24 protein-coding genes are annotated in these 25476 nt (G+C 38.3%); 10 read left to right on the forward strand and 14 right to left on the reverse strand.

Translation table 11 applies throughout. The annotated features are described in order from the left end of the window. The first annotated feature begins 413 nt into the window (after positions 1-413). From AB1284_RS21465 to AB1284_RS21480, 4 genes are all read left to right on the forward strand, one after another. Entirely contained in the window at positions 414-1262 is an 849-nt protein-coding gene (locus AB1284_RS21465; protein ID WP_429753073.1) for an SH3 domain-containing protein, read from the forward strand. A gap of 129 nt (positions 1263-1391) precedes the next feature. Further along, on the forward strand, positions 1392-1703 hold the full coding sequence (locus tag AB1284_RS21470; protein WP_429753072.1) for a DUF3910 family protein: 312 nt from the start codon (positions 1392-1394) through the stop codon (positions 1701-1703). 196 nt (positions 1704-1899) lie between these two features. After that, on the forward strand, positions 1900-3519 hold the full coding sequence (locus AB1284_RS21475; protein WP_429753071.1) for an SWIM zinc finger family protein: 1620 nt from the start codon (positions 1900-1902) through the stop codon (positions 3517-3519). Beyond that, positions 3503-6259, forward strand: a complete 2757-nt coding sequence (locus AB1284_RS21480; RefSeq protein ID WP_429753070.1) for a DEAD/DEAH box helicase — start codon at positions 3503-3505, stop codon at positions 6257-6259. Before AB1284_RS21475 ends, AB1284_RS21480 begins: the two co-directional genes overlap by 17 nt. 74 nt (positions 6260-6333) lie before the next feature. On the opposite strand, the gene AB1284_RS21485 is transcribed toward AB1284_RS21480, so the two are convergent. Beyond that, positions 6334-6819, reverse strand: a complete 486-nt coding sequence (locus AB1284_RS21485) for a VanZ family protein (protein ID WP_429753069.1) — start codon at positions 6817-6819, stop codon at positions 6334-6336. A 161-nt stretch (positions 6820-6980) separates the two neighbouring features. Here AB1284_RS21485 and AB1284_RS21490 point away from each other — a divergent pair, with 161 nt between their 5' ends. Beyond that, positions 6981-7205 (forward strand): DUF1659 domain-containing protein, encoded by a 225-nt coding sequence (locus tag AB1284_RS21490; RefSeq protein ID WP_336482235.1) that lies wholly within the window; start codon positions 6981-6983, stop codon positions 7203-7205. 143 nt (positions 7206-7348) lie between these two features. Then, the gene (locus AB1284_RS21495; RefSeq protein WP_429753068.1) at positions 7349-7564 is read left to right on the forward strand and encodes a DUF2922 domain-containing protein; all 216 of its coding nucleotides are present in this window, start codon (positions 7349-7351) and stop codon (positions 7562-7564) included. 17 nt (positions 7565-7581) lie between these two features. On the opposite strand, the gene AB1284_RS21500 is transcribed toward AB1284_RS21495, so the two are convergent. Beyond that, complete coding sequence (locus AB1284_RS21500; protein ID WP_429753067.1) at positions 7582-7986, reverse strand: DUF4359 domain-containing protein; 405 nt, start codon at positions 7984-7986, stop codon at positions 7582-7584. 243 nt (positions 7987-8229) lie between these two features. Between AB1284_RS21500 and AB1284_RS21505 the strand changes: the two genes are divergently transcribed. Next, positions 8230-8733 carry a competence protein ComK gene (locus AB1284_RS21505; RefSeq protein ID WP_429753066.1) on the forward strand — a complete coding sequence of 168 codons (504 nt, stop codon included), beginning with the start codon at positions 8230-8232 and terminating at the stop codon, positions 8731-8733. A 107-nt stretch (positions 8734-8840) separates the two neighbouring features. Here AB1284_RS21505 and AB1284_RS21510 read toward each other — a convergent pair whose 3' ends face one another. Together AB1284_RS21510 and AB1284_RS21515 are read right to left on the reverse strand one after the other, a co-directional pair. Then, positions 8841-9317 (reverse strand): sigma-70 family RNA polymerase sigma factor, encoded by a 477-nt coding sequence (locus tag AB1284_RS21510; protein ID WP_429753065.1) that lies wholly within the window; start codon positions 9315-9317, stop codon positions 8841-8843. A gap of 490 nt (positions 9318-9807) precedes the next feature. Then, positions 9808-10659 carry a helix-turn-helix transcriptional regulator gene (locus AB1284_RS21515; protein ID WP_429753064.1) on the reverse strand — a complete coding sequence of 284 codons (852 nt, stop codon included), beginning with the start codon at positions 10657-10659 and terminating at the stop codon, positions 9808-9810. A gap of 121 nt (positions 10660-10780) precedes the next feature. On the opposite strand from AB1284_RS21515, the gene fabF reads away from it, so the two are divergent. Beyond that, entirely contained in the window at positions 10781-12016 is a 1236-nt protein-coding gene (fabF, locus tag AB1284_RS21520) for a beta-ketoacyl-ACP synthase II (RefSeq protein WP_429753063.1), read from the forward strand. Positions 12017-12212: 196 nt separating this feature from the next. Here fabF and AB1284_RS21525 read toward each other — a convergent pair whose 3' ends face one another. From AB1284_RS21525 to AB1284_RS21545, 5 genes are all read right to left on the reverse strand, one after another. Then, entirely contained in the window at positions 12213-12749 is a 537-nt protein-coding gene (locus AB1284_RS21525) for a methyltransferase family protein (RefSeq protein ID WP_429753062.1), read from the reverse strand. Positions 12750-13046: 297 nt separating this feature from the next. Beyond that, a complete protein-coding gene (locus AB1284_RS21530) occupies positions 13047-13727 on the reverse strand; it encodes a Yip1 family protein (protein WP_429753061.1) in 681 nt (226 codons plus the stop codon). A gap of 268 nt (positions 13728-13995) precedes the next feature. Further along, positions 13996-15195: an ABC transporter permease gene (locus AB1284_RS21535; protein ID WP_429753060.1), complete on the reverse strand. Its 1200-nt coding sequence runs from the start codon at positions 15193-15195 to the stop codon at positions 13996-13998. Continuing rightward, on the reverse strand, positions 15192-15872 hold the full coding sequence (locus AB1284_RS21540; protein WP_429753059.1) for an ABC transporter ATP-binding protein: 681 nt from the start codon (positions 15870-15872) through the stop codon (positions 15192-15194). Before AB1284_RS21540 ends, AB1284_RS21535 begins: the two co-directional genes overlap by 4 nt. After that, positions 15869-17062 carry an efflux RND transporter periplasmic adaptor subunit gene (locus AB1284_RS21545; RefSeq protein WP_429753058.1) on the reverse strand — a complete coding sequence of 398 codons (1194 nt, stop codon included), beginning with the start codon at positions 17060-17062 and terminating at the stop codon, positions 15869-15871. The genes AB1284_RS21540 and AB1284_RS21545 overlap by 4 nt, the downstream gene beginning before the upstream one ends. 383 nt (positions 17063-17445) lie before the next feature. Between AB1284_RS21545 and AB1284_RS21550 the strand changes: the two genes are divergently transcribed. Beyond that, positions 17446-18207 (forward strand): LicD family protein, encoded by a 762-nt coding sequence (locus AB1284_RS21550; RefSeq protein ID WP_429753057.1) that lies wholly within the window; start codon positions 17446-17448, stop codon positions 18205-18207. A gap of 41 nt (positions 18208-18248) precedes the next feature. On the opposite strand, the gene AB1284_RS21555 is transcribed toward AB1284_RS21550, so the two are convergent. From AB1284_RS21555 to AB1284_RS21575, 5 genes are all read right to left on the reverse strand, one after another. Further along, positions 18249-18941: a sugar phosphate nucleotidyltransferase gene (locus AB1284_RS21555; protein WP_429753056.1), complete on the reverse strand. Its 693-nt coding sequence runs from the start codon at positions 18939-18941 to the stop codon at positions 18249-18251. Next, positions 18938-19912: a DMT family transporter gene (locus AB1284_RS21560; RefSeq protein WP_429753055.1), complete on the reverse strand. Its 975-nt coding sequence runs from the start codon at positions 19910-19912 to the stop codon at positions 18938-18940. Before AB1284_RS21560 ends, AB1284_RS21555 begins: the two co-directional genes overlap by 4 nt. A gap of 15 nt (positions 19913-19927) precedes the next feature. Then, complete coding sequence (locus AB1284_RS21565; protein ID WP_429753054.1) at positions 19928-21778, reverse strand: NTP transferase domain-containing protein; 1851 nt, start codon at positions 21776-21778, stop codon at positions 19928-19930. Between the two features lie 324 nt (positions 21779-22102). Continuing rightward, positions 22103-22891, reverse strand: coding sequence for an SGNH/GDSL hydrolase family protein (locus AB1284_RS21570; RefSeq protein ID WP_429753053.1), 789 nt, complete (start codon positions 22889-22891; stop codon positions 22103-22105). An 85-nt stretch (positions 22892-22976) separates the two neighbouring features. Beyond that, positions 22977-23894 (reverse strand): LytR family transcriptional regulator, encoded by a 918-nt coding sequence (locus tag AB1284_RS21575; protein WP_429753052.1) that lies wholly within the window; start codon positions 23892-23894, stop codon positions 22977-22979. Positions 23895-24461: 567 nt separating this feature from the next. Between AB1284_RS21575 and AB1284_RS21580 the strand changes: the two genes are divergently transcribed. Further along, entirely contained in the window at positions 24462-25445 is a 984-nt protein-coding gene (locus AB1284_RS21580) for an LCP family protein (RefSeq protein WP_429753051.1), read from the forward strand. The last annotated feature ends 31 nt before the right edge of the window (positions 25446-25476 follow it).

Genomic DNA, 25476 nt, shown 5'->3' on the forward strand with positions numbered 1-25476 from the left:
AAAGACCGAATTTGTTCTATGACACCCTCTTCTGTTTGTAACAATTATGTGGTGATTTTTCGTAAAATAGAGCTATAATTTGTGAAAAATATCTCAAATTTATTATGTTTTAATAACTATTTTGGAAATAAATTAATAAAATACTCCAAGAAAGTAATACTTTCATAACACTATCGTAATGATACTGAAATACGATTAACTCTCTTAACATATTTACTCCCCTCTCCTAAATCCTGCAACATGCAATAATATCCCTTAAAGCTCAATAAAAAAGCGGTTTCTTCATGTAGTTTTTTATATTACAAAGTATTAATGAAGTGTTACGAATGGTTTGTAATTGTGTGATTTCCCATTTCCTCTGAAAATCTGTTGCTATAATGAGGACACGAAAACAAAAGCATTGGAGGCTATTCATGAAAAAGTTACTTGGTATAGCAACAGCAGCAGTTTTTGGTCTTGGGATTTTCACTTCTTCTGCACAGGCAGAAACAGTTGTTACAGCTGACGTATTAAACGTACGAGAGAACCCAACTATGGAATCAAAAGTTGTAGGTAAAGTATTAAATGGTCATACATTAGATGTTAAAAATACAGAAAACGGTTGGCTAAAAGTGAACCTAAATGGCAAGGAAGCATTCGTAAGCTCCGAGTTTACGAAAAACATCTATTATGTAACAGCAAACGTATTAAATGTACGTTCTGATACAAACACAAACTCAGAAATTCTGGGGACATTAAAGAAAGATGATGTCATTGAAACGACACATCAAGTTCAAAACGATTGGTTACAATTTGAATATAACGGAAAAACAGCTTATGTGAATGTTCCTTATTTAACAGGTACTGCACCTGTTGTGACAGCACAAGAACAAGCACCTGCTCCTGCAAAAGCACAAGCAGCACAAGCTCAAGCAACGCAGACTGCTACACAAACAAAAGCTGCACCTACTAGCGGCCGTGAACTAACAGTTGAAGCAACTGCTTACACAGCTGATCCAAGCGAAAATGGCGGCACACATGGCGGCCATGTATTAACTGCAATGGGTCATGACCTAACAGCAAATCCAAACATGAAAATGGTTGCTGTTGACCCGAAAGTAATTCCACTTGGATCAAAGATCTGGGTAGAAGGATACGGAGAAGCAATTGCTGGTGATACTGGCGGTGCAATTAAAGGACACCGTATCGACGTCCTAGTCGGCTCTGATTCAGCTGCAAACAAATGGGGACGCAAATCTGTAAAAGTGAAAATTTTAGACTAACTGCTATTGCTATAAAAAAGACAAAGCCAGCTCTCATTAGTTGAGAGCTGGCTTTTATTTTCCTTATAATAGATCAGCGGGGGTATTATTGCCCGTAAATAGCGGGATAGAAGAAAAGGAGGCACTTGTATGAATATAAACGCAAAAGTTGACTGGATTGGCACGCCAACTCCGTATATATATAAAGACACTTTCACATACGATGCGACTGCAATTGATTTTTCATTAGAGCATGACGATAACCGTTATAGACTCATCGTATTACAACAAGGTGAGGACTTGCAGTATAAAATTATGCAATATGGCATCAAACCTGGCGGACAAAAGCCATTTCCAATTGATACTGGCCACCACTTCAAAAATAAAACCATCCCTTTAATCGAAAAAATTTTGCAAGATCCTTATGTACAAAGCGTACTACAACAAAGGACTACCTCGTAAAAGAGGTAGTCCTTTTTCTGTTAATTTTGTGTTGTTCCTGATATTTGCTCACTCTTTAGCGTATTATTTGCGCTTGAAGAACGATAAATTTACCATAATTTTCAAATATATTTGATATAAAACTTGATTTTTTCTACTTTTATACTCATTGTGTTTATAATGTATAAGAAGGAAATCTTTTGCGCGGAGGAACGTTATGCTGCAACATTCAATTACGAAAGATGAGATCATGGAAATCGCCAATGAATTTTTGAAAGGACTGGACCCACAGCAAGCATCTGATAAAGAACAAGTATCAAATGCGCTTCAGCTCTACCGTAGCGGCCTCGTGTATAACGTTGATTTTGATGGATACACATTATCGGGGACAGTCGAAACCGATGGGGATATTTATAGTGTAAACATTCCTATTCGAAACGTGTCGGACAGTTATTGCGATTGCTTTTCACCGACACAATGTAAACATATGCTCGCTGTATTACTCTATGCGGCCGCAAGCTTTGGGCAAGTGGGGGACATTCTAACTTTATTTAAAAATAAAAGTAAACCTACTCTCCCGCCTATTCGCACAGCACGGCAAATGTTGCAAACGACAGATTTTAAAGATACAGATGATCAAAGCTGGCTTGCTTATTTTGAATCCGAGTACGATACTTTCGCAAAAGAACATAAGCGCCTATCATACAAACAAATGTATTTTCTGATGAACATTTTTGCAGAGTTTTATGTGAAAATTGAACGAAAAGCACCGCGCATTGTTGCGGTTCACGAACTATTTAAACTTAATGCAGCGCTCTTTTCTTTCCAAAAGCTGCTTGAGGAAATACAAGTATTTGAAGAGGATAAACTCTATTCCTATCATCAACCCATCAATATTGTAAGGCTCTTTGTTGATAAAATCGAAAGCATTGTACGGGATTTGAAAACTGAACCGCTCCCAGATGCGCTTAAGCCGCTTTTGCATAGCACAGCGGAAATGTTACATACCATTTTCTTTTCGTCCCCTTCCTATACACAGGAGCGATTCTTTATTTATCGTCACATATGGGGAGAGCTGTTCGCAGAACAAGATAGAATACAAGAGGAACAAGAGCGGATTGATACAAAAATTCATCCCTTATCAAAAACACTTGCATCCGCTCACCTTCTCTTTCTACAACAAAAAGATGCAGAAGCAATGGATGTACTAAGAACACAGCCGCCGCAAGTTGTTGGACTTTACTTCGACTGGCTTGAAGATTTATTAAGTTCCATGCAATGGGAACGGGCAGAACAGTGGCTATCATTCACTTATAAGCGAGTAAAAGAAACGATAACTACCGAACACGATTCATACTTTGTGAAAGATGTTGTCCGTTTATTTATGATGATGTATGAAACATATGCCACGCATACGAACGAACAAGCTGGCTATGAAATGATTCTTCAAGAATTATTGCCGTATAGTCTCGTAAGCTACGAGCAATATGTGCTTGCTAAAAAACAGTATCACACATGGACAGAGCTTCATTTACTATATGGATTTGAAGCAATTGAATTGTTAAAAGAACCGTTAAAAGAAATTGAAAAAGAAGCGCCAGAAGCTGCTCTTCCGCTCTATCATTACGCTGCAATGCAAGCCATTGAAGAAAAGAATCGAAAATCATATCGCAAAGCGATTCGCTACTTAAAAAAATTGAGAACACTTTACAAAAGACTCAAAAGAACAGACGAATGGGATTACTTCATTATAATGATCGCCTCCTCTCACTCACGGCTACGGGCATTGCAAGAAGAACTGCGGAAAGGAAAGTTGATCCATGACGACACAAATTGACATTACCATTCGGCTCGAACGAATGAAAGAAAACTGGTTTCTTTGGGCAGAAGATGAAACAGGAAGCAGCTTGCCTCTAAGCAGTTGGAAACAACATGCATTCACATGGCACTCCACTTCTTTCTACGGAACATTTTTGCAAGAAGGAACATATGAACAGCGAAGCGGTATCATTTTGAGCGCTGCCCAGGCATTTGAATATATCGCCAAAAGGCCGGTAAATTCATTTACGAAGCTGCAAACTAGCGCAAGCGTTACCGAACTCACACCATTTGCTCAGCAGGCTTGGGAGGCTTATACAACAGGAAACTTCCTTCCAGACATAAAACATTGGGGGCAATATCCATCCTGGAAGACCGCTCATGAAGAAGAAATGGATGAAATGGTGCAAAAGCTGTTTTCGGAAGCAATTAATGAAACACTTCGGCACCATACTCGTTCTGGCGATGCATGGGAGGATGCCAAGCGCCTGTATGAGCATTATGACTTTACGAAACGACAACTTGAAACGGCTATTCATGAAAACGATTGGCTGCGTAAAATTGGCTATATTGAGGATGATCTACCATTTGCAATTGGGATCCGATTACAAGAACCAGAGAATGATTTTGAAATGTGGAAGCTTGAAACGATACTAACACCAAAACGCGGGACGCAGCGAATATCCGTATATACAGGCACCAATTCGCTGCCAAAAAGGTGGATAAACCATGAAGAACGTATTATCGAAACGCAAGAAGGTTTCGGTAAACTCGTACCTTGGCTAATGGAAGAAGATGTATTTCGGAGTGAGCTATACGAAACGGAAGCATGGCGCTTTTTAACAGAAGCCAGCAATGAGTTATTGGCAGCTGGCGTTGATATTTTACTGCCATCATGGTGGCAAAACTTAAAAGCAAATAAACCAAAGCTGCGTATCCAAGTGAAACATAATGCGAATACAGGTCAGGCATTCTTTGGAATGAATACGCTCGTAGATTTTGACTGGCGCATTTCCACAAATGGCATCAATCTATCAGAGGCCGATTTTCTTGCGCTCATTGAACAAAACAGACGTCTTATTCATATAAACGGGCAATGGATGAGACTTGATCCAGCATTTATCGAAGAAGTGAAGAAGCTGATGAAGAAAGCAGACAAGTACGGCCTTGAAATGAAAGATGTCGTGCAGCAGCGGCTACTTCGAAGTGCAGACACAGAAGTAATCGAAGAAGAAAACCCATTTGCAGATATGGAATTTGAATTCGATGATTATTACGACAAACTGTTTGAAAGATTGCTACACATCGGAGAGATTCCCTCTACCAATGTGCCGGCTTCCTTACAAGCAACATTAAGACCATACCAGCAGCAAGGTGTCGAGTGGCTCCTCTACTTACGAGAACTCGGATTCGGTGCGCTGCTAGCCGATGATATGGGGCTCGGCAAAAGTATCCAAACCATTACCTACTTACTATACACAAAAGAAAACAACCTAAAAACAGGCCCTGCGCTTATTGTGGCACCTACATCAGTCCTTGGTAACTGGCAAAAAGAATTCGAGCGCTTTGCACCGAGCTTACAAGTGAAGCTCCATTACGGCGGCAACCGAGCAAAAGGAGAAGACTTGCCTGCTTTCCTGCAAGATGCCGATGTGATTCTTACATCCTATGCGCTTGCACAGCTTGATGAAGAAGAACTAAACACACAGCTATGGGATGCGATTATTCTTGACGAAGCGCAAAATATTAAAAACCCGCACACAAAACAATCGCGTGCGGTTCGGAATTTACGAGCAAATCATAAAATCGCGTTAACAGGAACACCGATGGAAAACCGTTTATCAGAGCTATGGTCTATTTTTGATTTTCTGAACCACGGCTATCTTGGCAGCTTGCCGCAGTTTCAGCGCCGCTTCGTGACACCAATTGAAAAAGATCGCGATGAGATGAAGATTCAGCAAGTGCAGCGTTTAATTGCGCCATTCTTACTGCGCCGCACGAAGCAAGATAAGGCAGTTGCCTTGAACTTACCGGATAAACAGGAGCAAAAAGCGTACTGCCCGTTAACGGCAGAGCAAGCATCACTCTATGAACAACTCGTTCAAGATACATTAAAGAACGTAGAAGGATTAACCGGTATTGAGCGCCGCGGGTTTATTTTGCTCATGTTAAATAAACTCAAACAAATTTGTAATCATCCGGCTCTCTATTTAAAAGAAGACACGCCAGCAAACTTAATTGAGCGTTCTATGAAAACAGAAACATTATTACAACTCGTGGAAAACATACGCGACCAGCATGAAAGCTGTTTAATTTTCACGCAATATATTCGAATGGGAAATATGCTACAAACATTGTTACAAGAACATTTTGGAGAACGCGTCATCTTCTTAAACGGCAGTGTACCAAAGAAAGAACGCGATAAAATGATTGAGCAGTTCCAAAACGGGCAACACGGCATTTTCCTTCTTTCTTTAAAAGCAGGAGGAACGGGTCTGAACTTAACCGCAGCCAACCATGTTATTCATTATGACCGCTGGTGGAACCCTGCCGTTGAAAACCAAGCAACAGACCGTGCTTATCGAATCGGTCAAAAGCGGTTTGTTCATGTGCATAAGCTCATTACAACAGGAACACTTGAGGAAAAAATTGACGAAATGCTAGAGCGGAAACAATCGCTTAATAATGCAATCATTACAAGCGAAAATTGGATTACAGAGCTATCAACAGACGAGCTGAAAGAACTATTGGGAGTATAAGGAGTTGTTTCGCCTGTTGTCGAAGCGCCGACATATTCTAAGTTGCGGTCGATATATTAAAAAAAGGAGCTATTTCAGCTCCTTTTTCTTTTCAAGAACAGACTGCTTATTGCAATCCCCGTGAAACCACCGCACGTATCTAATATAGAATCCTGCCACATCGGTGTACGGTCACCTGTAAAGTATTGATGAATTTCATCCATGCTCGCATAGGAAGCGACGAGAAGCAGCGCCAACAAGAAAGCTTGCTTTCGCTTGAAACCACACTGCAATAAAGCAATATACGACAGCGCACCAAGAATACCAAACACAGTAAAATGAGCACCTTTACGAATAAAAAATTCGATAAAACCGCCTACCCCTTTGTTGACAATGCTAACAGGTGTACCGCCTCCATAATCAATAGATACCCATGAAAAATGTTCTTTTACAAAATCTACATTCACATGTTTTGTGATATCCGAACGCATATCTTGCTTCTTATACGGCTGAGAAGAAGAATAAAAAATAACTCCCATCCATAATAAAACGGGAATCCAGAATAACCACTTACGATTCATATTTGAAACTCCTTGTCCTATTTGTCCCGCTATTCGCGGACAGTAAGACCTCCACTGATGGAAGTTTCACTTTATTTTAAGCGTACCAAAAAATAGAAAAAATTTCACGCCAAAAATGTGACCTTACCTCCTATATATAAGACGAAAAGGAGGTGATAAACATGGCGATTCAAACAATTGTATCTGATATGAGCTTACGCCTTGTCCTAAACGGCGGCACAGACAAAAACGGTAAAGCCATCATGAAAAACAAACAATTTAAAAATGTAAAAACAAATGCAGACTTAAACAAGGTGCACGAAGTCGCAGCTGCAATTGCATCTTTACAGCAGCATAAGCTTGATGCAGTTCAGCTTGTCAGCACAACTGACGTATCCAACCAATAAAGTGAAACTTCCTTCTGAGAGCGTTTTTTCCCCGGAAGGTTGTTAGTTAAACCAATCAGGCTTTTACGGGCAGTTTGCTTCCCCGCTCATCTCCAGCTTTTATTGCCCGCAAATAGCCGGATAACAAAAGGAGGTTATAACAGATGGAAGTACTAGAACTCATTTTCTTAAAAGAAGACGGTAAAACGGTAACCTTTTCTATTGAGAATCCACTTACACCTGTAAACGAGCAAACCGTAAATAGTATCATGGATACAATTGTATCCTCTAATATCTTCCTCACGCTTGACCAATCTGCTCGTAAAAAAGGAGCAAGGCTTGTCGAAAAGACTATTTCTGAAGTAAAGATCAACGCATAGTTAAAAAGAAAGAGGAGTTACCGCTGAACTGCGGACTCCTCTTTCTTTTTTGGCATTTCAATGGGTATAAAGATATGGGAAATACCAACTGAAACGTATTTATAGTTTTCTTTCCCTAGCGTAAATTCTGTTGTATATGTCGAAAAGAAAATATAGTCATTACGCTTCGTATAATGATCGATGAGTAAACCAACTTGCGGCTCTACATATTTCTTCGCAAGTTTCTTTCCAAGTGTAGCTAGCTCACCAAAAAGCCCTTCTCCATTTTCTTTCTCTACTTCCGTCAATTTCTTATGAATATCATTGCGCCTCATAAGCTGCTTCGCTGCCCAGTCCGTATATTCTCCTTTATTCGGATTACTATTAGCTAAATATACGAGAAGCACTAGAGCCAAAGCGAGAAACACATATTTCCATTTCATATTTCTTCACCGCCTATCTCTTCTATTTTCATTTATATGAGATTTCATTGCAAATTAGACAACCTGAATGCTAGAAAGTGAGACTTCCATCAGCGAGAGGCTTACTGTCCACAAATAGCGGGATAAAGAAATTTACAATCCAATATTTAACATAAATTTACAAATATTTTAATTAATCTTTATATTTTAGTTTTATAATTGGAAATACAATCCATTATAACGATATATGAGGAGGCATTCACATTGGAATTAGTTGATCGGTATGAAATTTCAGCACATACAATGGCACTGGAACCATATGCTCATCCATTTTATCAGACAAAAATTTTGGACACACGAGGAAACTTCTTCTCGGCAAAAACACCACTACAGCTCATTCAAGAAAGTTGTCTTATGAGAAACTACTCTACTTATGAAGGAAAACGATTAGCCATTCGAAACTGTTGTCGATTTAAGCAGAACATTCCAATCCCTATCGATCATCAGCACTATATTTGCGCTATTCCTACAAGATCACCTTCATCTTGGTCATGCTCCTGGTTATTCTACGCTCATATTGAAAAACTTGAACGTCATGAGCTTCAGCAAACAAACGTCTATTTCCGTAACGGCACGACACAAACGTTCTCGATCAGTTTCCGCCAAATGGAACTTCAATGGATAAAAGCTGGTCATATTTTAGCGAAGCTCAACCTTCTAGATAAAATGAAATTTTCATCAGTAGAAACTTTCTCCCCTCTCCATTGATGGTAATGAGTATATCTTACTGCCCACGAGTAGCGAGATAAACACGATGACAAAAGTCGGGACATATACAAAAAGGAGACAACCTCATATGTTGCCTCCTTTTTATTTTATTCTTTTGCCGCATGCGCTCGTATTTTTTTCAGCGCTTGCCGATATATCCAGCGTGCTTGATGATAAGTCATGCCCAGCTCAGTTGCAATCTCATGCATCTTCTTTCCTCCGTAGAAATGTTCCACCAAAACAAATCTTTCTTTCGCCCCTAGCATACTCATATATTCAAGCACTTCCGTTTGCTTCTCTTCACCGCCTATATTTTCTAATATATTGTGCTCCGTGCAAGTTTCCCGGTCTTGAAAACGGCGCTCCTTCTTTAACCGTTCTAGCAAATAACCACGCACTGTTACAAGCGCATATGCTGGAAAACTTCCCTTCTCTTCATCATATTTGTCATACGCCCGCCAAAGCGCAATAAGCCCGCATTGGTAATACTCTTCATAATCTCGGTAAATACAAAGCTTCTTCATTTGATTTCTAATCATCTTCTCATACAATGCTACTGCCTCTGTAAAGGTAACTGGCTTCATGTTCAGCCCTTTTCTAAAAGGCATGCCTCTTTGTTATTCCGCGGTACCTTTACCTTATAAGAAAATGGTATAACCTTCACCGCACTGCATTTCATGATAGAAAAATAGAATTTCAAATTTACCTAAGCAGTATTTGAAATTCTGCTTAGGTAAATTTGAAATTCATAGTAATTTTATCTTCGGTACCAATATATCGATGGAAACTATCCTTTTTGAAAAAGATTGATCAAAATGGATTCTTCTCCAGCGGATTTAAGTTTGGTTTTTATAAAAAAGTTTGATCATTTCTACCTATGTTGTTCAACAATCGTGCCCTATAATGGAATAACGAAAATAGAAACACGAATGCAAATTAGCTTATTTTTCTTCAACTAACGCCATCCGCCCGTGGAACAAGAGGGCACCAGTAAAGTTAACTCTTTTTCCCATAAGGAATACTAACTACGTTCAGTAATCAGTATCATTTCGCTAGTGTAATGAAATTACTTTATTAACTTCCAACGGAAACCTTCTTCATTAATCGCTTTAGCTTATTTTCTGTATCTGTTTCCTCTACTGGTGTATAGATACTGCACCGTAAATCCATATCACCTTGAACTTGAAGAGAAGTTAAATTAAACAACATTTTGCCTGCTTTAGCATGTCTAAATTCAATTACCACTTCTGGAGCCTTACTCACTTGACTTTCTTGCCATAAATCTTGGAATTCTGAATGTGAATGACCCATTTCTTTAATAAATTGGTTGTACCATTCATCGCCTAAATAGTGTCCATAATAGGTACGGAAAATAGCAAGAAAACCTTTCGCAAAATGTTCCCAATTGACGGCCAATGCTTTTAATTCCTTTCTAGTGAACACTAAACGAATCAAATTTCTTTGATCATTCGGTATTTGTTCAAAATCTAAAAAAACATGAGCAGCTGCAGCATTCCAGCCCACAATATGGCAATGTCGATCCGTAATGATAGTCGGACAATATATTAATTCAGCTAGTATTCGCTTTAAAGAAGGGCTAAGCTCTGATTGATCCTTTTTTTGATGGGTAATTTCTGGTTTTGCCTCTAATGCCAGGTCATATAAGTAGTCTCTTTCATCATTATTTAATTGGAGAGCTGTAGAAATACAATCAAGTACGATTGAAGAAACTTTTATATCTCTTCCTTGCTCTAGCCATGTATACCAAGTGGTACTTACACCTGCTAATTGTGCAACTTCTTCTCTTCGTAACCCAGGTGTCCTTCTCCGGATTCCGGCAGGCAAACCAATAGACTCTGGCTTAATTTGGGCACGCTTAGCTTTTAAGAATGTCGACAGAGCTTCAAGCCTAGTTTTATTATTCATTTTTAAACTCCTTATCTTATCCATTTAACCTAGTAGTAATTATACCAGGATAAACTATCCCTTGTAATAGGATAAAAGAAATGTAAAATACAAGTAAATTATTGATTTGGAGGGATGAAAAATGGAAAGAGTTGTGATTACCGGTATGGGGGTAGTGTCTCCTATAGGAAACAACATCAAAACATTTTGGAACAATCTGATTAACGGGGAATCTGGTATATCCACTATTGATACATTTGATATTACTAATCATAAGACAAAAATTGCAGGTATCGTCCAAGATTTTGATGCAGATAAAGTTTTAGGAAAAAACGAAGCAAGACGTTTAGCTCGCTTTTCTCAATTTGCTTTGGCTGCAGCTGAACAAGCTTGGACAGATTCTGAGTTAGACCTTGATCGTATAGATGTAGAAAGGTTAGGCGTATACGTAGGTTCAGGTATAGGGGGAATTGAAACCTTAATTGAAAATATTGATGCGCTTAGGCAGAAGGGGCCAAGAAGAGTCAGCCCGACCCTAGTACCTGCCATGATTTCTAATGCTGCTGCAGCACAAATTAGTATCAAGTGGAACGCGATGGGACCTTCTATGTCGCCTGTTTCTGCTTGTGCAATTGGAAATACAGCTATCGGAGAAGCCTTTAGACTAATTCGTTCTGGAGAAGTTGACGTTGTGTTTGCGGGTGGAACAGAGGCAGCTATAACAGACTTATCAATAGCAAGCTTTGGTAATGCTACAGCATTATCAACAAGAAACGATGATCCCACTAAAGCTAGTCGTCCATTTGATGAAAATCGAGATGGATTTGTCATGTCAGAAGGAGCTGGAATTCTAATCTTAGAATCTTTATCTCATGCTTTACGTAGAGAGGCAAAGATTTATGCAGAGGTCATTGGATATGGTGCAAGTTCAGATGCACACCATATCGTAGCTACACATCCGGAAGGTAAAGGTGCCTATCTTGCAATGAAATCAGCTGTAAAAAATGCCAATATATCGCCTGAAGAAATTGATGTTATTAGTGCCCATGCAACAAGTACAAAAGTGGGGGACATCTCTGAAACGATGGCTATTAAGCAACTGTTTGGAAAACAAGCTTATCAGATTCCAGTAACAGCTAATAAATCTATGCTTGGTCACATGTTAGGAGCAGCTGGTGGAGTTGAAGCAATTGCTTTAGCAATGAGCTTAAAGGAAGGGATAGTTCCTCCAACAATTAACTTAGAAAATCCTGATCCATTATGTGATCTAGATTATGTACCATCTGTTGCTCGCCAAGTGAAAATAAATACGGGTCTATCTAACTCATTTGGTTTCGGAGGTCATAATGCAGCTATTATTTTAAAGAAATACGAGTGAATAAACTTTCTCTGATCAATCTAACCGTTTCCTCTAGAAATGGTTAGATTGATTCAATTAAATGGTCCCTTAGTGGAATAACGAAAATTAGAACAACAGATATGAATCAGCTTATTTTTTCTGGAACTAACGCACCCGTTAGCTGAATAAGGCAAAATGACTTTAGTAACTAATCTTGAATTTTCTCCTATAATTTCTAGTATATAAATGGAATGATTATCCAATCCTTGGACTGATATTGTTTATATTTTTCACCAAATAGTGTAACAAGAGTTCTCTCTTCAATTTTTATACGATACGAATACGCAAGGAAAAATAAAAAGATATTTATGATAATGGCAATGAACGAAGATGAAGATATAGCAAACCCTAAAAAGGTCAGAAAAGAACCTAAATAACCAGGATGGCGAATATATTTATACAGACCGCCTTGAATTAACTTATGTTCCCCCTGCATTCCGACGTTCCTACTGTAAAATCGCCCGAATGTTTTCATTGAAGAAAATCTAATCCATACACCAATTAGCTCGACAATAACACCAAAAAACAGAAATGAATTAACCTTATTTATTGTAAAGAAATACATAATCTCTGGAATGGTTAACATCAAGGCTAAAACTACTCCGATAAAAAAACTAGAACCACGATTTTGTTTTTCTTCTTTAACAGGTGAACTTCTATAAAATTCTAATAATAAGTACAGAAAAATAGGCAAATATGCTATTAGAAACATAATTCTTTCTCCTTTCAATAAAAGTATCTAATGATTAACTCATTTATTTTTATCAATAAGGTCACGCAATTTGGATGGCCCTAAGATAATATCAACACAGGTTCTTTTATCAATCTTCATTACAAATTATCTATCTTTATTATAAATAATCGAACTTTATTTTAAGAAGGAGTACACAATAAACATAGCTTGTATCTTTGATTACTTAGTAATCAAAGATACAAGCTTTATTTTTCGATAATTAACTACCCTTATATATATTTAATATCTCAAGCCGTTTCCGCTAATATTACTTATTTACTTCATCGTTGGAACTAAACCGCCAAGCGCTCCAAATCCCAATGATAGAATAAAGAAAATAATAACAAGAATCGTAGCTTGTTTCTTGCTTAAACCAGCTGTAACCTGTAATCCTAAGCCTGTTACAACCAATCCCCAAATTGTGAAGACTTCAAATGATTTTGCAATGCCATGCACAATACCACCGGTAGAAGAAAATATTGGTCCTAAACCTGTATACATTTCTTTACCCGTTCCGCCAAGCACCATAGCTAAAATATAATTTACAAGTAAACCAATCAATGTAATAAAGCTTGTATACACAACAATTGTTAATAATTTCTTATAAGATGTATCATTGCCCATAAACATCATCAATACTTTATACACGGCTGCACTAATAAAGAATCCAATTATCATACCAATTAAGCCAAAAACAAATCCTATACCTAAACTTACAGCTAGTGGCGGAGCTGCAGCACCGAGCTTTGCATTCGCTTGAATTCCCTCTGGCGATTGAGAATAAGCATACACACCAAGTACAGCAACAATCCCAGCTAATACAGCTAATAGCCAAAATACACCCCAAACCGCATTGCTGTTCTTCATTCTTTCAAACTGCAGTGCTGGTGATGTAATGATTCCAAATAATGATGGCTTCTCGCCGCTTACCTTTTGCGTATTTATATTTGGTTCCATAAAAAAACCTCCTTTATTTTCATACCCGTTCTAACGGGTGGGTAATCCCTACTTTTATCCCGCATTAACGGGCAGTAAGACCCCCACTCTAAGATTGAGAACAGCAATGAAGATAGGCGGGGGATAACTGCTGGCATGCGCCCGATTGGTTCAACTAACCATCAGTGGGAGATAAAGCCCCCCCCACTGACGGAAGTTTCACTTTATAAATAGGAATTAACCACCCACCAGAACTGGGGGTTATAAAGAAATATCCAAGAGTCTTCTGTTATTCATAACGCAGCGCTTCGATTGGATCGAGTTTTGCTGCTTTGTTTGCTGGAATTAATCCGAAAATAATACCGAGCGTCATCGAGAATAGAACGCCGCCAAGCACGACTTCCCATGACACAAGCGGCGGCCATTTCGCAAAGGTAGAAACGATATAAGCGCCTCCGTATCCAAGGCCAATTCCAATCAAACCGCCAAGAAGTGTTAACATCACAGCCTCGATTAAGAATTGAAGCAAGATTTTCCCGCGCGTTGCACCGAGCGCTTTACGAACACCAATTTCACGCGTACGCTCTGTAACAGATACGAGCATAATATTCATAACGCCAATACCGCCAACGACAAGGGAAATACCCGCAATACCGCCGATAATCATCGTCATAATGCTTGTTACTTTCGAGATGCTTGCTTTCATTTTCTCAAGATCAACTACTTCATATTTACCAGGAATATCATTTGGTTTTCGGTCGTTTAAAACGCCAATTGCTTTTTTCCCTGCTTCTTCTAATTGATCAACATTTTTTGCTTGCACCGCAATATTTTGAATTTCACTTTTTCCATATAACGTTGGCCAAAGAGAAATCGGAATCAACATTTCTGACATTCCCATGCCCATAAATTCATTATCAGATTTATACACTCCGATAATTTGCAGCGGCTGTCCCTTTACTTCAATAATTTTCCCAACAGGATTTTCTTTCGGATAAAACGTATCCTTTGCTTTCGTACTAATCATTGCAACGTTATTGCCATGCTCGACATCTGCTTCATTTAAAGAGCGGCCTTCGATCAACTTAATTTTATTCACCGCAAAATATTCACTATCAAGTCCGATAACATTTGTCATATCCTTTTTATCATTAATATCAAGCGGTTCCATACCTGAATTTGTCGTAACAACATGAGCAATCTCTGGCAATTGTTTCAGTTCAAAAATATCTTCGTCTGTTAATTCAGGACGTTGTCCCATTCCTGCTGCAAATGGATCATCGATATCCGTATGAAATTGAAGCGGAATGACATTATTACCTATACCGGCAAATTGCGACTTCAGCATCGCTTCCCCGCCTTGTCCGATGGCAACGACAGTAATAATAGAACCAACACCGATAATAATCCCAAGCATCGTCAGTGCCGAGCGTAACTTATGAGCTAGAATAGAAGAAAGTGCAATTTTTATACTATCTAGTAAACTCATACGGCACACCTTCTATCTTCTGTAATTCTTCCATCTCTAAGCACAATGCGACGGGATGAATACGCTGCTACTTCCTCTTCATGCGTAACCATTACAATCGTTGTACCTTCTTTGTTTAGCTGGGTGAAAATATTCATAACTTGTTCACCCGATTTTGTATCGAGCGCACCTGTTGGTTCATCGGCCATAATAAATGTTGGACTATTGGCAATCGCACGTGCAATTGCCACACGCTGCTTTTGTCCGCCTGACAATTCATTTGGCAAGTGATGCACGCGATCTGCTAATCCAACCTTTCCTAATGCCTCTAATGCTCTTTCGCGGCGCTCTGCTTTCTTCACACCACCATATATAAGAGGCAACTCCACATTTTCCACCGCCGAAAGACGAGGCAATAAATTAAAATGCTGAAACACAAAGCCGATATATTCATTTCGAATGAGTGCCAACTTTGACTCATCTGCTGTTAAAATATTCACGTCATTCAGGATATATTCGCCTTCTGTTGGACGATCGAGACAACCGATAATATTCATAAGCGTCGATTTCCCCGATCCAGACGGACCCATAATAGAAACGAACTCACCGCTATCAATCTTCAAACCAATATCATGTAAAATAGGTACAGCTAAGCTCCCCTGATAATACGTTTTAGAAATATTGTTTAAAGTAATCATTTTTTCTTCACTTCCATTCCGTCAAACACTTTATCGGAAGGATTTTCAACCACCTTTTGTCCTACTGTTACGCCTTCAAGCACTTCCACCCAATCTCCGTCACTTGAACCTTTCTTCACCATTTGCTTGCGAAGCTTTCCTTTATCTTCTACATACACAAATGCATCCTCTTTTTCCGCTACGATACTTTTACTAGGAACTGCAACCATTTTCTTATTCTCTAAATTTACTTGCAGTGATACATGATATCCTGGTGATAATCCATCTTGTGTATCGAGCGTTGCTTTATATGTATAATAAGACATATTTTGTCCTGCTTCTCCGCCTGCCATAGCTTGTGCATTGACGTCAGCACTTGTTGGATATTCGCTTACTTCAGTAATTTTTCCAGTCCATTTTTTCTTTGGCGCTGCTTTTGCTGTCACTGTAATAGTTTGATCTTTTTGAATTTGTGATTTTTGCAGTTCAGTTAATGTTCCTTGGACTTGGAACGGATCTTTAGAGGCGATTTGTAAAAATGGCTTTCCTTGGCCACCCATTGCTTGCGCGGAACCTTGCGTTGCATCTTTATCAAGCTTTTGCACAACACCAGCAAAATTACTATAAATCGTAAGTTCACCTTGTTTTTTCTTCAGCTCGTCCATGTGAAGATTTCCTTTTTCCTTTTCAAGATCTGCTGTTTTTTGCGTCATTTCAAGTTCACTTAATTGCGATTCTAACGGCTCAAGTACTGCTTTCCCTGCTCCGCTATCCTTCGCTTTTTTAATATCTTGTTTCAATGAATCTATTTTTTTCTTTCCTTGATCAGAGCGCATAGAAGCCATTTTTTGATCAATTTCTGCTTGTTTCATTTGCAGGTTAATTTCTTCATTATCATAAGAGAACAGCTTGTCCCCTTTTTTCACTTCTTGCCCTTCTTTTACAGCAATATCTTTCACTTTTCCTTTTGTCATATCTGCATAGAAGCTTTCAATATTCCCTGGTTTTACTTGACCGGAAACTAACTTTGTATTATTCAGCTGACGTTCTGCTACTTTTGCAAACTTAATATCTGCTGCACTGCCTTTTTTCTTATTCTGTATAATGAAAATATTTGCAGCAGCAACGATTACAATAAGGGCAATAATTCCTATCACAATCCACTTTTTCTTCTTATTCTTGTTCGGGGTATGAACGGTATCTGGTAACATATTTTTTCTCCTTTTATTTAATTTATTTATATAATAAAATTATATAAATATTTCCAAAAACTATCAACAGACATCTGACATTTCGCAAATTTCTATTACATAGTTTGACATTTCCATTATAATTGTAACAAATACTTTTATTTTTTGAAATTTTTATTTTACCATATTTTCACATAAAACAAGCCTCCCACCAAAGTTTCTTACATTCCCTCTCTTATTTTCTTAAACAAACGTTTGATTAATGACAAAATAACACAAAAATCTGCAATTTCTTCTTTCTGTTGCATAAGAATTTGCATTTGCGTTACACTTCTTGTAGATATAAACTAGATTTTTGTCGAAACATATATATAGAGAGCTTTCGGATAATGGAGGGACATAGGTTGTATACAGTTGAAAAAGATCCGCTGAAACAAGCGCAAGGTCTTATGCTCGAGATGATGGTCGCGCTTCACGATATTTGCGAAGCACATCAAATTCCGTACTGGCTGACAGACGGCACACTGCTTGGATCAGCAAGACATAAAGGATTTATCCCGTGGGACGATGATGCAGATATTGCTATGCTGCGCGAAGACTATGAACGCTTTATGAACGTTGTTGCTGCAAACTTACCTGAGCCGTTCAAAGTAGAAACCGTAGAAGAAAACACGCAAGGAAAACATAACTGGCTGAAACTTATTTATTTAGATGGATTTGAATGGATTGATTGGGACGGCGTGAAGCGAAAAGGACTTTCCATTGATATTTTCCCGTTTGATTACGTACATGAAACGAGTAAAGTTCAAAAGTTTGTTCATCGCTTAGCGCGACTTGAATATCCAATGAAAATAAACGGCGTCAAAGACTTCATTTGCCGCACAATTAACAACATGCAGGTTCAAAAAATATATGCGAAATTCACCAAGAAATCCAACATTGTCACATACGGCGTAGAGACACCATTCTTCGGCTGGGCCTATTTCGAGGTTGATAAAATCTTCCCGCTTCAAAAAGGAATCTTTGAAGAAAAATGGTTCCAAGTGCCAAGCGATACGCATCAATACTTAACACTGTTGTATGGTGATTATATGAAGCCGCCAGCAGAAAGCGAGCGCCGCATTCATATGGGGAACCTGCAATTTACAGAAGAAAATACAAAATAAGCCGATTTCTCCTTCTGAGAAACCGGCTTTTCTTTCCTATACTATACTAAACAAGCAATCGCTTCTTCTACTTTCTCTAAATCCTGCACAGAATCAATTTCAAAGCTGTCATTGCTGCCAATTTTGTATAAATGAACATTTAAGCTTTGAATATTATCTTTCACGATATTATCCCAGTACAGCTCGCTGAAATCGCCGTGCGCAACTACTTCTTCTAATTTCTTCACAATATATGCGCCGTCTTCTTCTGACCAATAGGAAATACCACATAAGATGTAGTCATTATCACCATCGCCAATTTCAATGTCATATACTTTGCGATCTTTATCGTGCTTAATAATCCATTCATTATGGAATTCACTCTTCTTCGCACTAAAGTACAAGGATGACTCTGGGTTTTCAATAAAGATATTGCGATGTAAATACACATCTGCATCCATCACATATGCATCTGCTAAATAGTCACGTACTAAGTACATCGTATAAATATTATTGTACACATCGTACTTATCATTATGCACAAGCTTGACGTTATATTTCTCCACAAGATAATCGAACTTCTCTGCTAAATAACCTGTTACAACAATAATTTCTTCTACGCCTTTTTCTTGTAAATACTCAATTTGTCTCTCTAGCATTGGTTTTCCGTTCACCTCTACTAGCGACTTTGGCGTTGTTAATGTTAATGGGCGCAGGCGCGTCCCCATACCAGCAGCTAAAAGAATGGCTCTCATGCTGTTTCACCTCGATATTTCTTTGATTTCATAAATTCATTTGGATTTGCTACCGTTAAGATTGATCCGATCAAAATCGCTACGCAGCAAATAATAAGCTTCCACGAAAACGGTGATCCAAGCGCTACCATTGAAATGACAACTGCCCAGGCAGAATACGTAATATTCAGCGCCATCGCTCTTGTTGGACCAATTTCATGAATCGCTTTGTAATAGAACACATATGATGCTGTTCCGACTAATGCAATGAACAGAATTAAAATAAACTCTGCACTCATGATGACTCCCTTTGTTAAGAAATGACCGCCAAATGCCGGTAAAATCACAAGACCGTACGTCGTTGCTGACACAAGCTGACGAATTTGCAGCGCTTCTTCCGGTGATACTTCTTCATCTTTCATACCGTAGGCACAAATGACACACTCAAGGCCCCAGCCAACGGTACAAATTAATGCAAAGATAAATCCTAACATATAATTGTCTGACGTAAAGCCATCACCAGTAAACCCAAGAATAATAATAAATACGATACTAATTAACAATCCGAACCAGTTCGATAAACGAAGGCGATCCTTCAAGAAAATAAACGCTAAAAATGCACCAATAGCTGGATAGACAGCCGAAATCGCTGCCGTATAGGAAGCACCAATATATTTAACAGCTAATACATAAAACGTCATCCCAATCGGTCCGCCCATAAGTGCGCCAAGTATAACGAAGCGGCCGCTTCTCGTTTTCAACTTCGAAAGGGCTGTCTTCAATTGTCCTTTCATCGCCATATACAGCATCATCCAAAGACTGGACATAAAATCATGTAAAAACGTACTTACTAGCGGTGCAAGAAAAACCACTTGCTCCGTTGCCATCATCAATTGTGATGATAACACAATTCCAATTAAAACTGTATCCAAAGCCCAAGCGAACCCAGAAAACAATCCATAAAATGCGCCTTTACTTCGCTTTATCCCCATGATGTTCCCCCTCCATTATGCTCCATAAAAGATTTGTATATGTTTCTTCGCACGGTTATAGCGGTCGATACCATACGTACCGAAATCGCTGCCCTTCGCTTCTTTAATATTCGTCCAAATGCTCCATAAGAAATCTTGGAAGATTTTATTCATTAAAATACGCGTCTTATGCTCTTCTTCTACATTTCCATTAAAATAGTAATCTAAAAATAACTCTTCCTCTTCTGGTGAGAAATCGCACTCTAAGCTATGCGCTGCTAAATCCCACATTGGATCGTTCATACCGCCGTATTCCCAGTCAATTAAATAAATCTTCTCTTCTCCGCTCTTCACGAAGTTCTCAGGAACCGTATCATTATGACAAGCTGTCAATGTAACATTCATCTCTTCATACATCGCTTTTAGCTTCATCACAGCGCGCTTTACTTCTTCATAATCATCGAAATTACGACCATTTACTTTCTGTAATAACCCTTCATAATGTGCCATCTTCTCAAATACATTAAACGTATTGTGCATCACAGCACCAGATGTATGTAGCTGTTTTAGCACAGCCGCTGTTAACTGCATATTATCACTGCGCTTCGCTGTTTTCGGATTTAACGTTTCCGCATTCGGAATTAACTCCGCTACTTTTACGCCTGTTTCTTCATTAAAGTAAAGAAGCGCCGCATCAATGCCAAGTTCGCTTGCTACATTCGAATTCACCATCTCATCATGGCGACTAATCATCTCTTCCGTGCCGCTTCCTGGAATACGAAGTACATACTCCTTCTCCAATGCCCGCACTTTAAAGTTTGTATTTGTCATCCCGCCAAACGGCTGAATATCCGACACCTCTTCTGGTGAAATTTGAAGCGCTTCTGCAACGTGACGTTTAATTTGTTTCTCCTTAAACTCCGCTTCCTTTCGCTTCAACTGATGGTACACTTTATTTTGCACATGTTCATATTGCTCATTCGTATCAATTTCTGCCCACACAACACTTTGCAGCTTCACATATCCGATATCATACGTTCTCGCAACATCAAGAAGTAAATACTCATAGTTCACATACGAGTTTTTATTATGACGAAATGTCTCTAACATCTTCGCGAACACATCATAAGAAATTTTCGAAACACCAATCATCTCGCCATCAATACGGTTTAACTGATGAATATCCTTTGAAATCTTATACAAATGTCCGTTCTGAATCTCAACGAACGCCTCATCACCAGAGCCGCTTTCACTTGTAATTAATACGCAATCACGTTCTGGGTATTGCAGCACTTGTGAAATCGCGCGCTCTTCAATAACAATATCATCTTCAATTAATAAGAAATCATCTGTAATCAATTCACTCACGCAAGCAAGCGATGCCATCGATCCCGTCCACTTATACTTATGGTTCTCTGTGAAATGCACACCGCTATGATTCACCCAGTTCTCAAATGCTTCTGGCTGATACCCTGTCACAATAACAACCTTTTCAATTCCGTTATTTTGCAGTACATCTAAATGACGATCAAGAAGGATTTGCTCCCCAACCTCTAACAAACAAGATGGTTTCCCGATTTCTTTTCGATTCCCAGCTGCCAAAATAACCGCTTGCGTCACTTTCTTATGACCTTGCTGCTGATGCATGCGAATCTTCTTTCCTTGAAACGCTGCAAGCTCCTTCTGTAAAAGCGCAATCCCTTTCTCATGCAAATAATAGCTCATACGCTTACCAGACTTCTCGCTATAAATCATCTCTTTTTCCGTTAAATCATTCATAATATAATTCACTTTACCAACCGAAATATGACAACGCTCCGCGATCTTCTTCTGACTCATCTGCGGCTCTTTATTAATAATCTCTAATATATTTAACACATGTTGCATACCGATAGCCTCCAACATTAAAAATGCGTTCAATTTTTGAATACATTAATTATATTATCACCGATGGGCTACTATGTAAATCTTTTGTAAAGGAAATATTAGGATTGTAAAAACATTGAAAATACTTAATATAGCGAGGAAATTATATAGAAGGTATATAGTTTAAACAAACGTTTGATTAAAATGAGGAATTCCAGAAAAGCCCTCTATCCACTATTGGTTCTCCCTAAAATTTATAATATAAATTAGCATTCCCTCTTAAATTTTAGATTTTTGAAACAAAAAAAGTCACTTTAGGTACACTAAAATGACTTTCCCTGCTTTCTATGATTTTGCTACAAAATAATTCGTCACATACTGTGCCCAAAGCTCTTGACCTTTCGCATTTGGGAAACCAAACTCATCTTGTAAATATGGTAAGATATCCTTTGTCGTTGGATCAGGCCATACTTCCCAATGATTGATATATGTATAACCGCCTTGCTCCGCAAACTGTTTCAAAGCAGCAACAAATGTCGGATACTCCTTCGCATTATACACTGGATTTGGCGGTTGAATCATAATCGTTGCATCCTTTGCACTTGCTTGCAATGCCCCTATAAAATTTTGTGCATTTGCGACAGAATTACCATTACCAATCTTTTTATTATCTGTGATAAAAGGCGGCTCAAATAATACAATATCTGGCTTTAGATCAGCAATTTCTTTCGCTCTGCTCTTTGCAATGAGGTCTTCTGTACTTTCTCCCTTATACTCTTGAACTATTACATTCCAAAGGCCTTGACCATAATTTGCATTTAAATTCGCCTTTACCTTCTCTGGCCAAGCATCCGGGCTTGCAGACGCCGCTTCATCTCCAACAATCACGAGATTCACCACTTTCTTCTCATTAACTGCTTTCTTCAGCTTCTCTTTCACCGCAGTTGGTAAATTCTTCGCATACCCTTCATTAAAGGACACCTTTGTCTCTGGTTTCTTCGCAGCTTCCTCTTTTGTACTCGTTTCTTGCTTCGTCGCCTTTGCAACCTTCTTATTCCAATACATCTTACCGCTCACAACAGAAGCAATAAACAATACAAAAATCAAAAACACAAACCAAATTCTCTTATCCATGTATTCACCCCATTATTCATCTTATGCTACATAATATTGGTACAAAAATAAGCCCAACTACTATGTGAGTAGTTGGGTTGAAAAATTACTTCTTTGGTAATTCAAGATTTTCTCTTAATTTATTAGAGATATCTTTGCGTGTTTGATCTGTTACAAAATAGTACCAGATTCCATCCTCAGCCTTATGGCCATCACCAGGAATTTGGACCTCTTCAACATTTTGACGAACATCTTTATAATTCTTTTGAATATCAAACATTTGCTCCTGCGTTAAGCTTGTCTTTATATTCTTTTGAATGGCTTGTAAGACACTGCCATAGTTTGCAAGGGAAGAAACATTTGCACCTTTTTTAATTACAGCTTGAATGACTTGACGTTGACGCATTTGACGACCGAAATCACCGCGTGGGTCTTCGTAGCGCATACGCGTATATTTTAAAGCCATATCACCATTTAGATGAATATCACCTTTTGCAAAATGTGTACCATCTGATGTAAATTCTAGGTCATTGTAAACATCTACACCATCAACAGCATCAACAATATCTTTAAACCCAGCCATATTTACTTCAATATAATAATCAACCGGAACATCAAGAAAACTTTCTACTGTTTTCAAAGCCATGTCAACTCCGCCAAATGCATATGCATGGTTAATCTTATCTTTCTTCCCCTTACCAATGATTTCTGTATACGAGTCACGTGGAATACTTACGATTTTCATCGACTTTGTCTTTGGGTTTAAAGTAAATAGCATTAAAGAATCTGAACGTCCAACCTCATCTGTTCGCTGGTCACTGCCCAGTAATAGAATAGAAATAGGCTTGTGATTTACTACATCTACTTTTTCTTCACGCTTTTCAGACTTATCACGATCTAGTGGCTTATGTACTTGCTCTAACGTACTAGAAACAGAAGAATAAATATGATAAGCGTATGCCCCGCCTGCAACTACTAGAACACCTACGATACCAAAAATCCAGAATAGAATTTTCTTTTTCATCTTTTGTGCCTTCTCCCCTTTCAATTGACAGGCTATTATAAATCCTCATTCGTCATAACATGTCACATTTTAGTATTTTATTACGCCACTTTCGCACCAATAAATTGAATACTATTGATTTCCTACATAAAGCCTTCAGCCTATCAATCATGTTCCTTAACGAGTTGTTTGATGAATACGTTCTTTACAATCAACTCATTTATTTCAAGCAAGCAACGTGCCCTGTATCAAGGCTATTCCCTCTCTTGTATAATTGACTAAAATAACCATAAGCATACTGCTATTTGACTCCGTAATTCAGCATATGTAAACAAGCATGTATCAAATTCTAAATTTCATAAAATCATCTAAAATGTTTCAGATTCTCATCGCAACCTATTTATTATTGCTAGAATATGTATGCGTGATTTTATATAAAAAGGCAGGCTATTCTCTCATACATCGATAATAGTTTAAAAAATCAGAAAATTATATAGAAAAATTCCTTCATTATATAGTAAAATTATTTTATATACATCCTGCAATTTTTTTACATATCTAGATAACGAAAAAATAATGGGGGATTCTATGAAAACAGGAAAGAAACTAGGCAAAATTATTGGATTCAGCTTACTAGCAGTAATCATCATTGCTGTAGGAGCAGGTGCTTATGCCTACAAACAATTGCAGCCTAAGAACCATTTCAAAACTGTTCCTGTAGTAAATTCCAATCCTACTAAAAAAGCAGATTCAAGTCAAAACACAAAAGCACAAAACGTTGCCTTTAACATTTTATTAATGGGTTCGGATGAACGAGAAGGTGAAACTATCGGTCATTCCGATTCCATGATGATCGTCCATGTTGATTTAAATAAAAAAGAATACCACGCAATGAGCATTCCGCGTGATACGCGCGTGCACCTTGACAACTACGGCTATACAAAATTAACAAGCGTTCAATACATCAAGCAAGCAACAGAAGGTCCGCAAAAAGGGGTAGAAGCTGCAATAAAAGCCATCACCGAATTAACAAACGTGCCCATTAATTACTACGTAGAAACAAACTACCAAGGCTTGCAAGGAATGGTAGATGCTATTGGTGGCATTGAAATGAACGTGCCGTTTGATGTAAAGCTCTCACACCCTTGGTACCCAGAAGATTTCAATAAAGTGGTAGATGCCGGCACACAAGCAGCGGATGGCAAAATGGTAACAGAGCTTGTACATGAACGCTACTCTCTTAAAAATGGTGAATATGACCGCCAAAGATTACAAGAAGAAGCATTGGTAGGAATCGCAAAGAAGGTTCTGCAACCATCAAACGTGACAAAAATCCCAACACTTGTAAAGCAAATTCCAAACTTCTTAATCGCATCCAACATGACGACAACAGATATGTTGAGCTTAGGACTGGCTGTAAAAGACTTTGATCCAGCCAAACAATTGCAATATCATCAAATTGGCGGAGAGTGGAAGACCATGTATGATGATATTTTAAAGAATAATAACGATGAATTGGTAATAGACAAAGGACAACTGAACCAAGTTGTTTCACAGTATTTTATGAACTAAATCACAAATAGTAATACAAAAAAGAAGCTGC

This window comes from Bacillus sp. S2(2024) (genome assembly GCF_050474045.1).
GTDB classification, from domain to species: Bacteria; Bacillota; Bacilli; order Bacillales; family Bacillaceae_G; genus Bacillus_A; species Bacillus_A yunxiaonensis.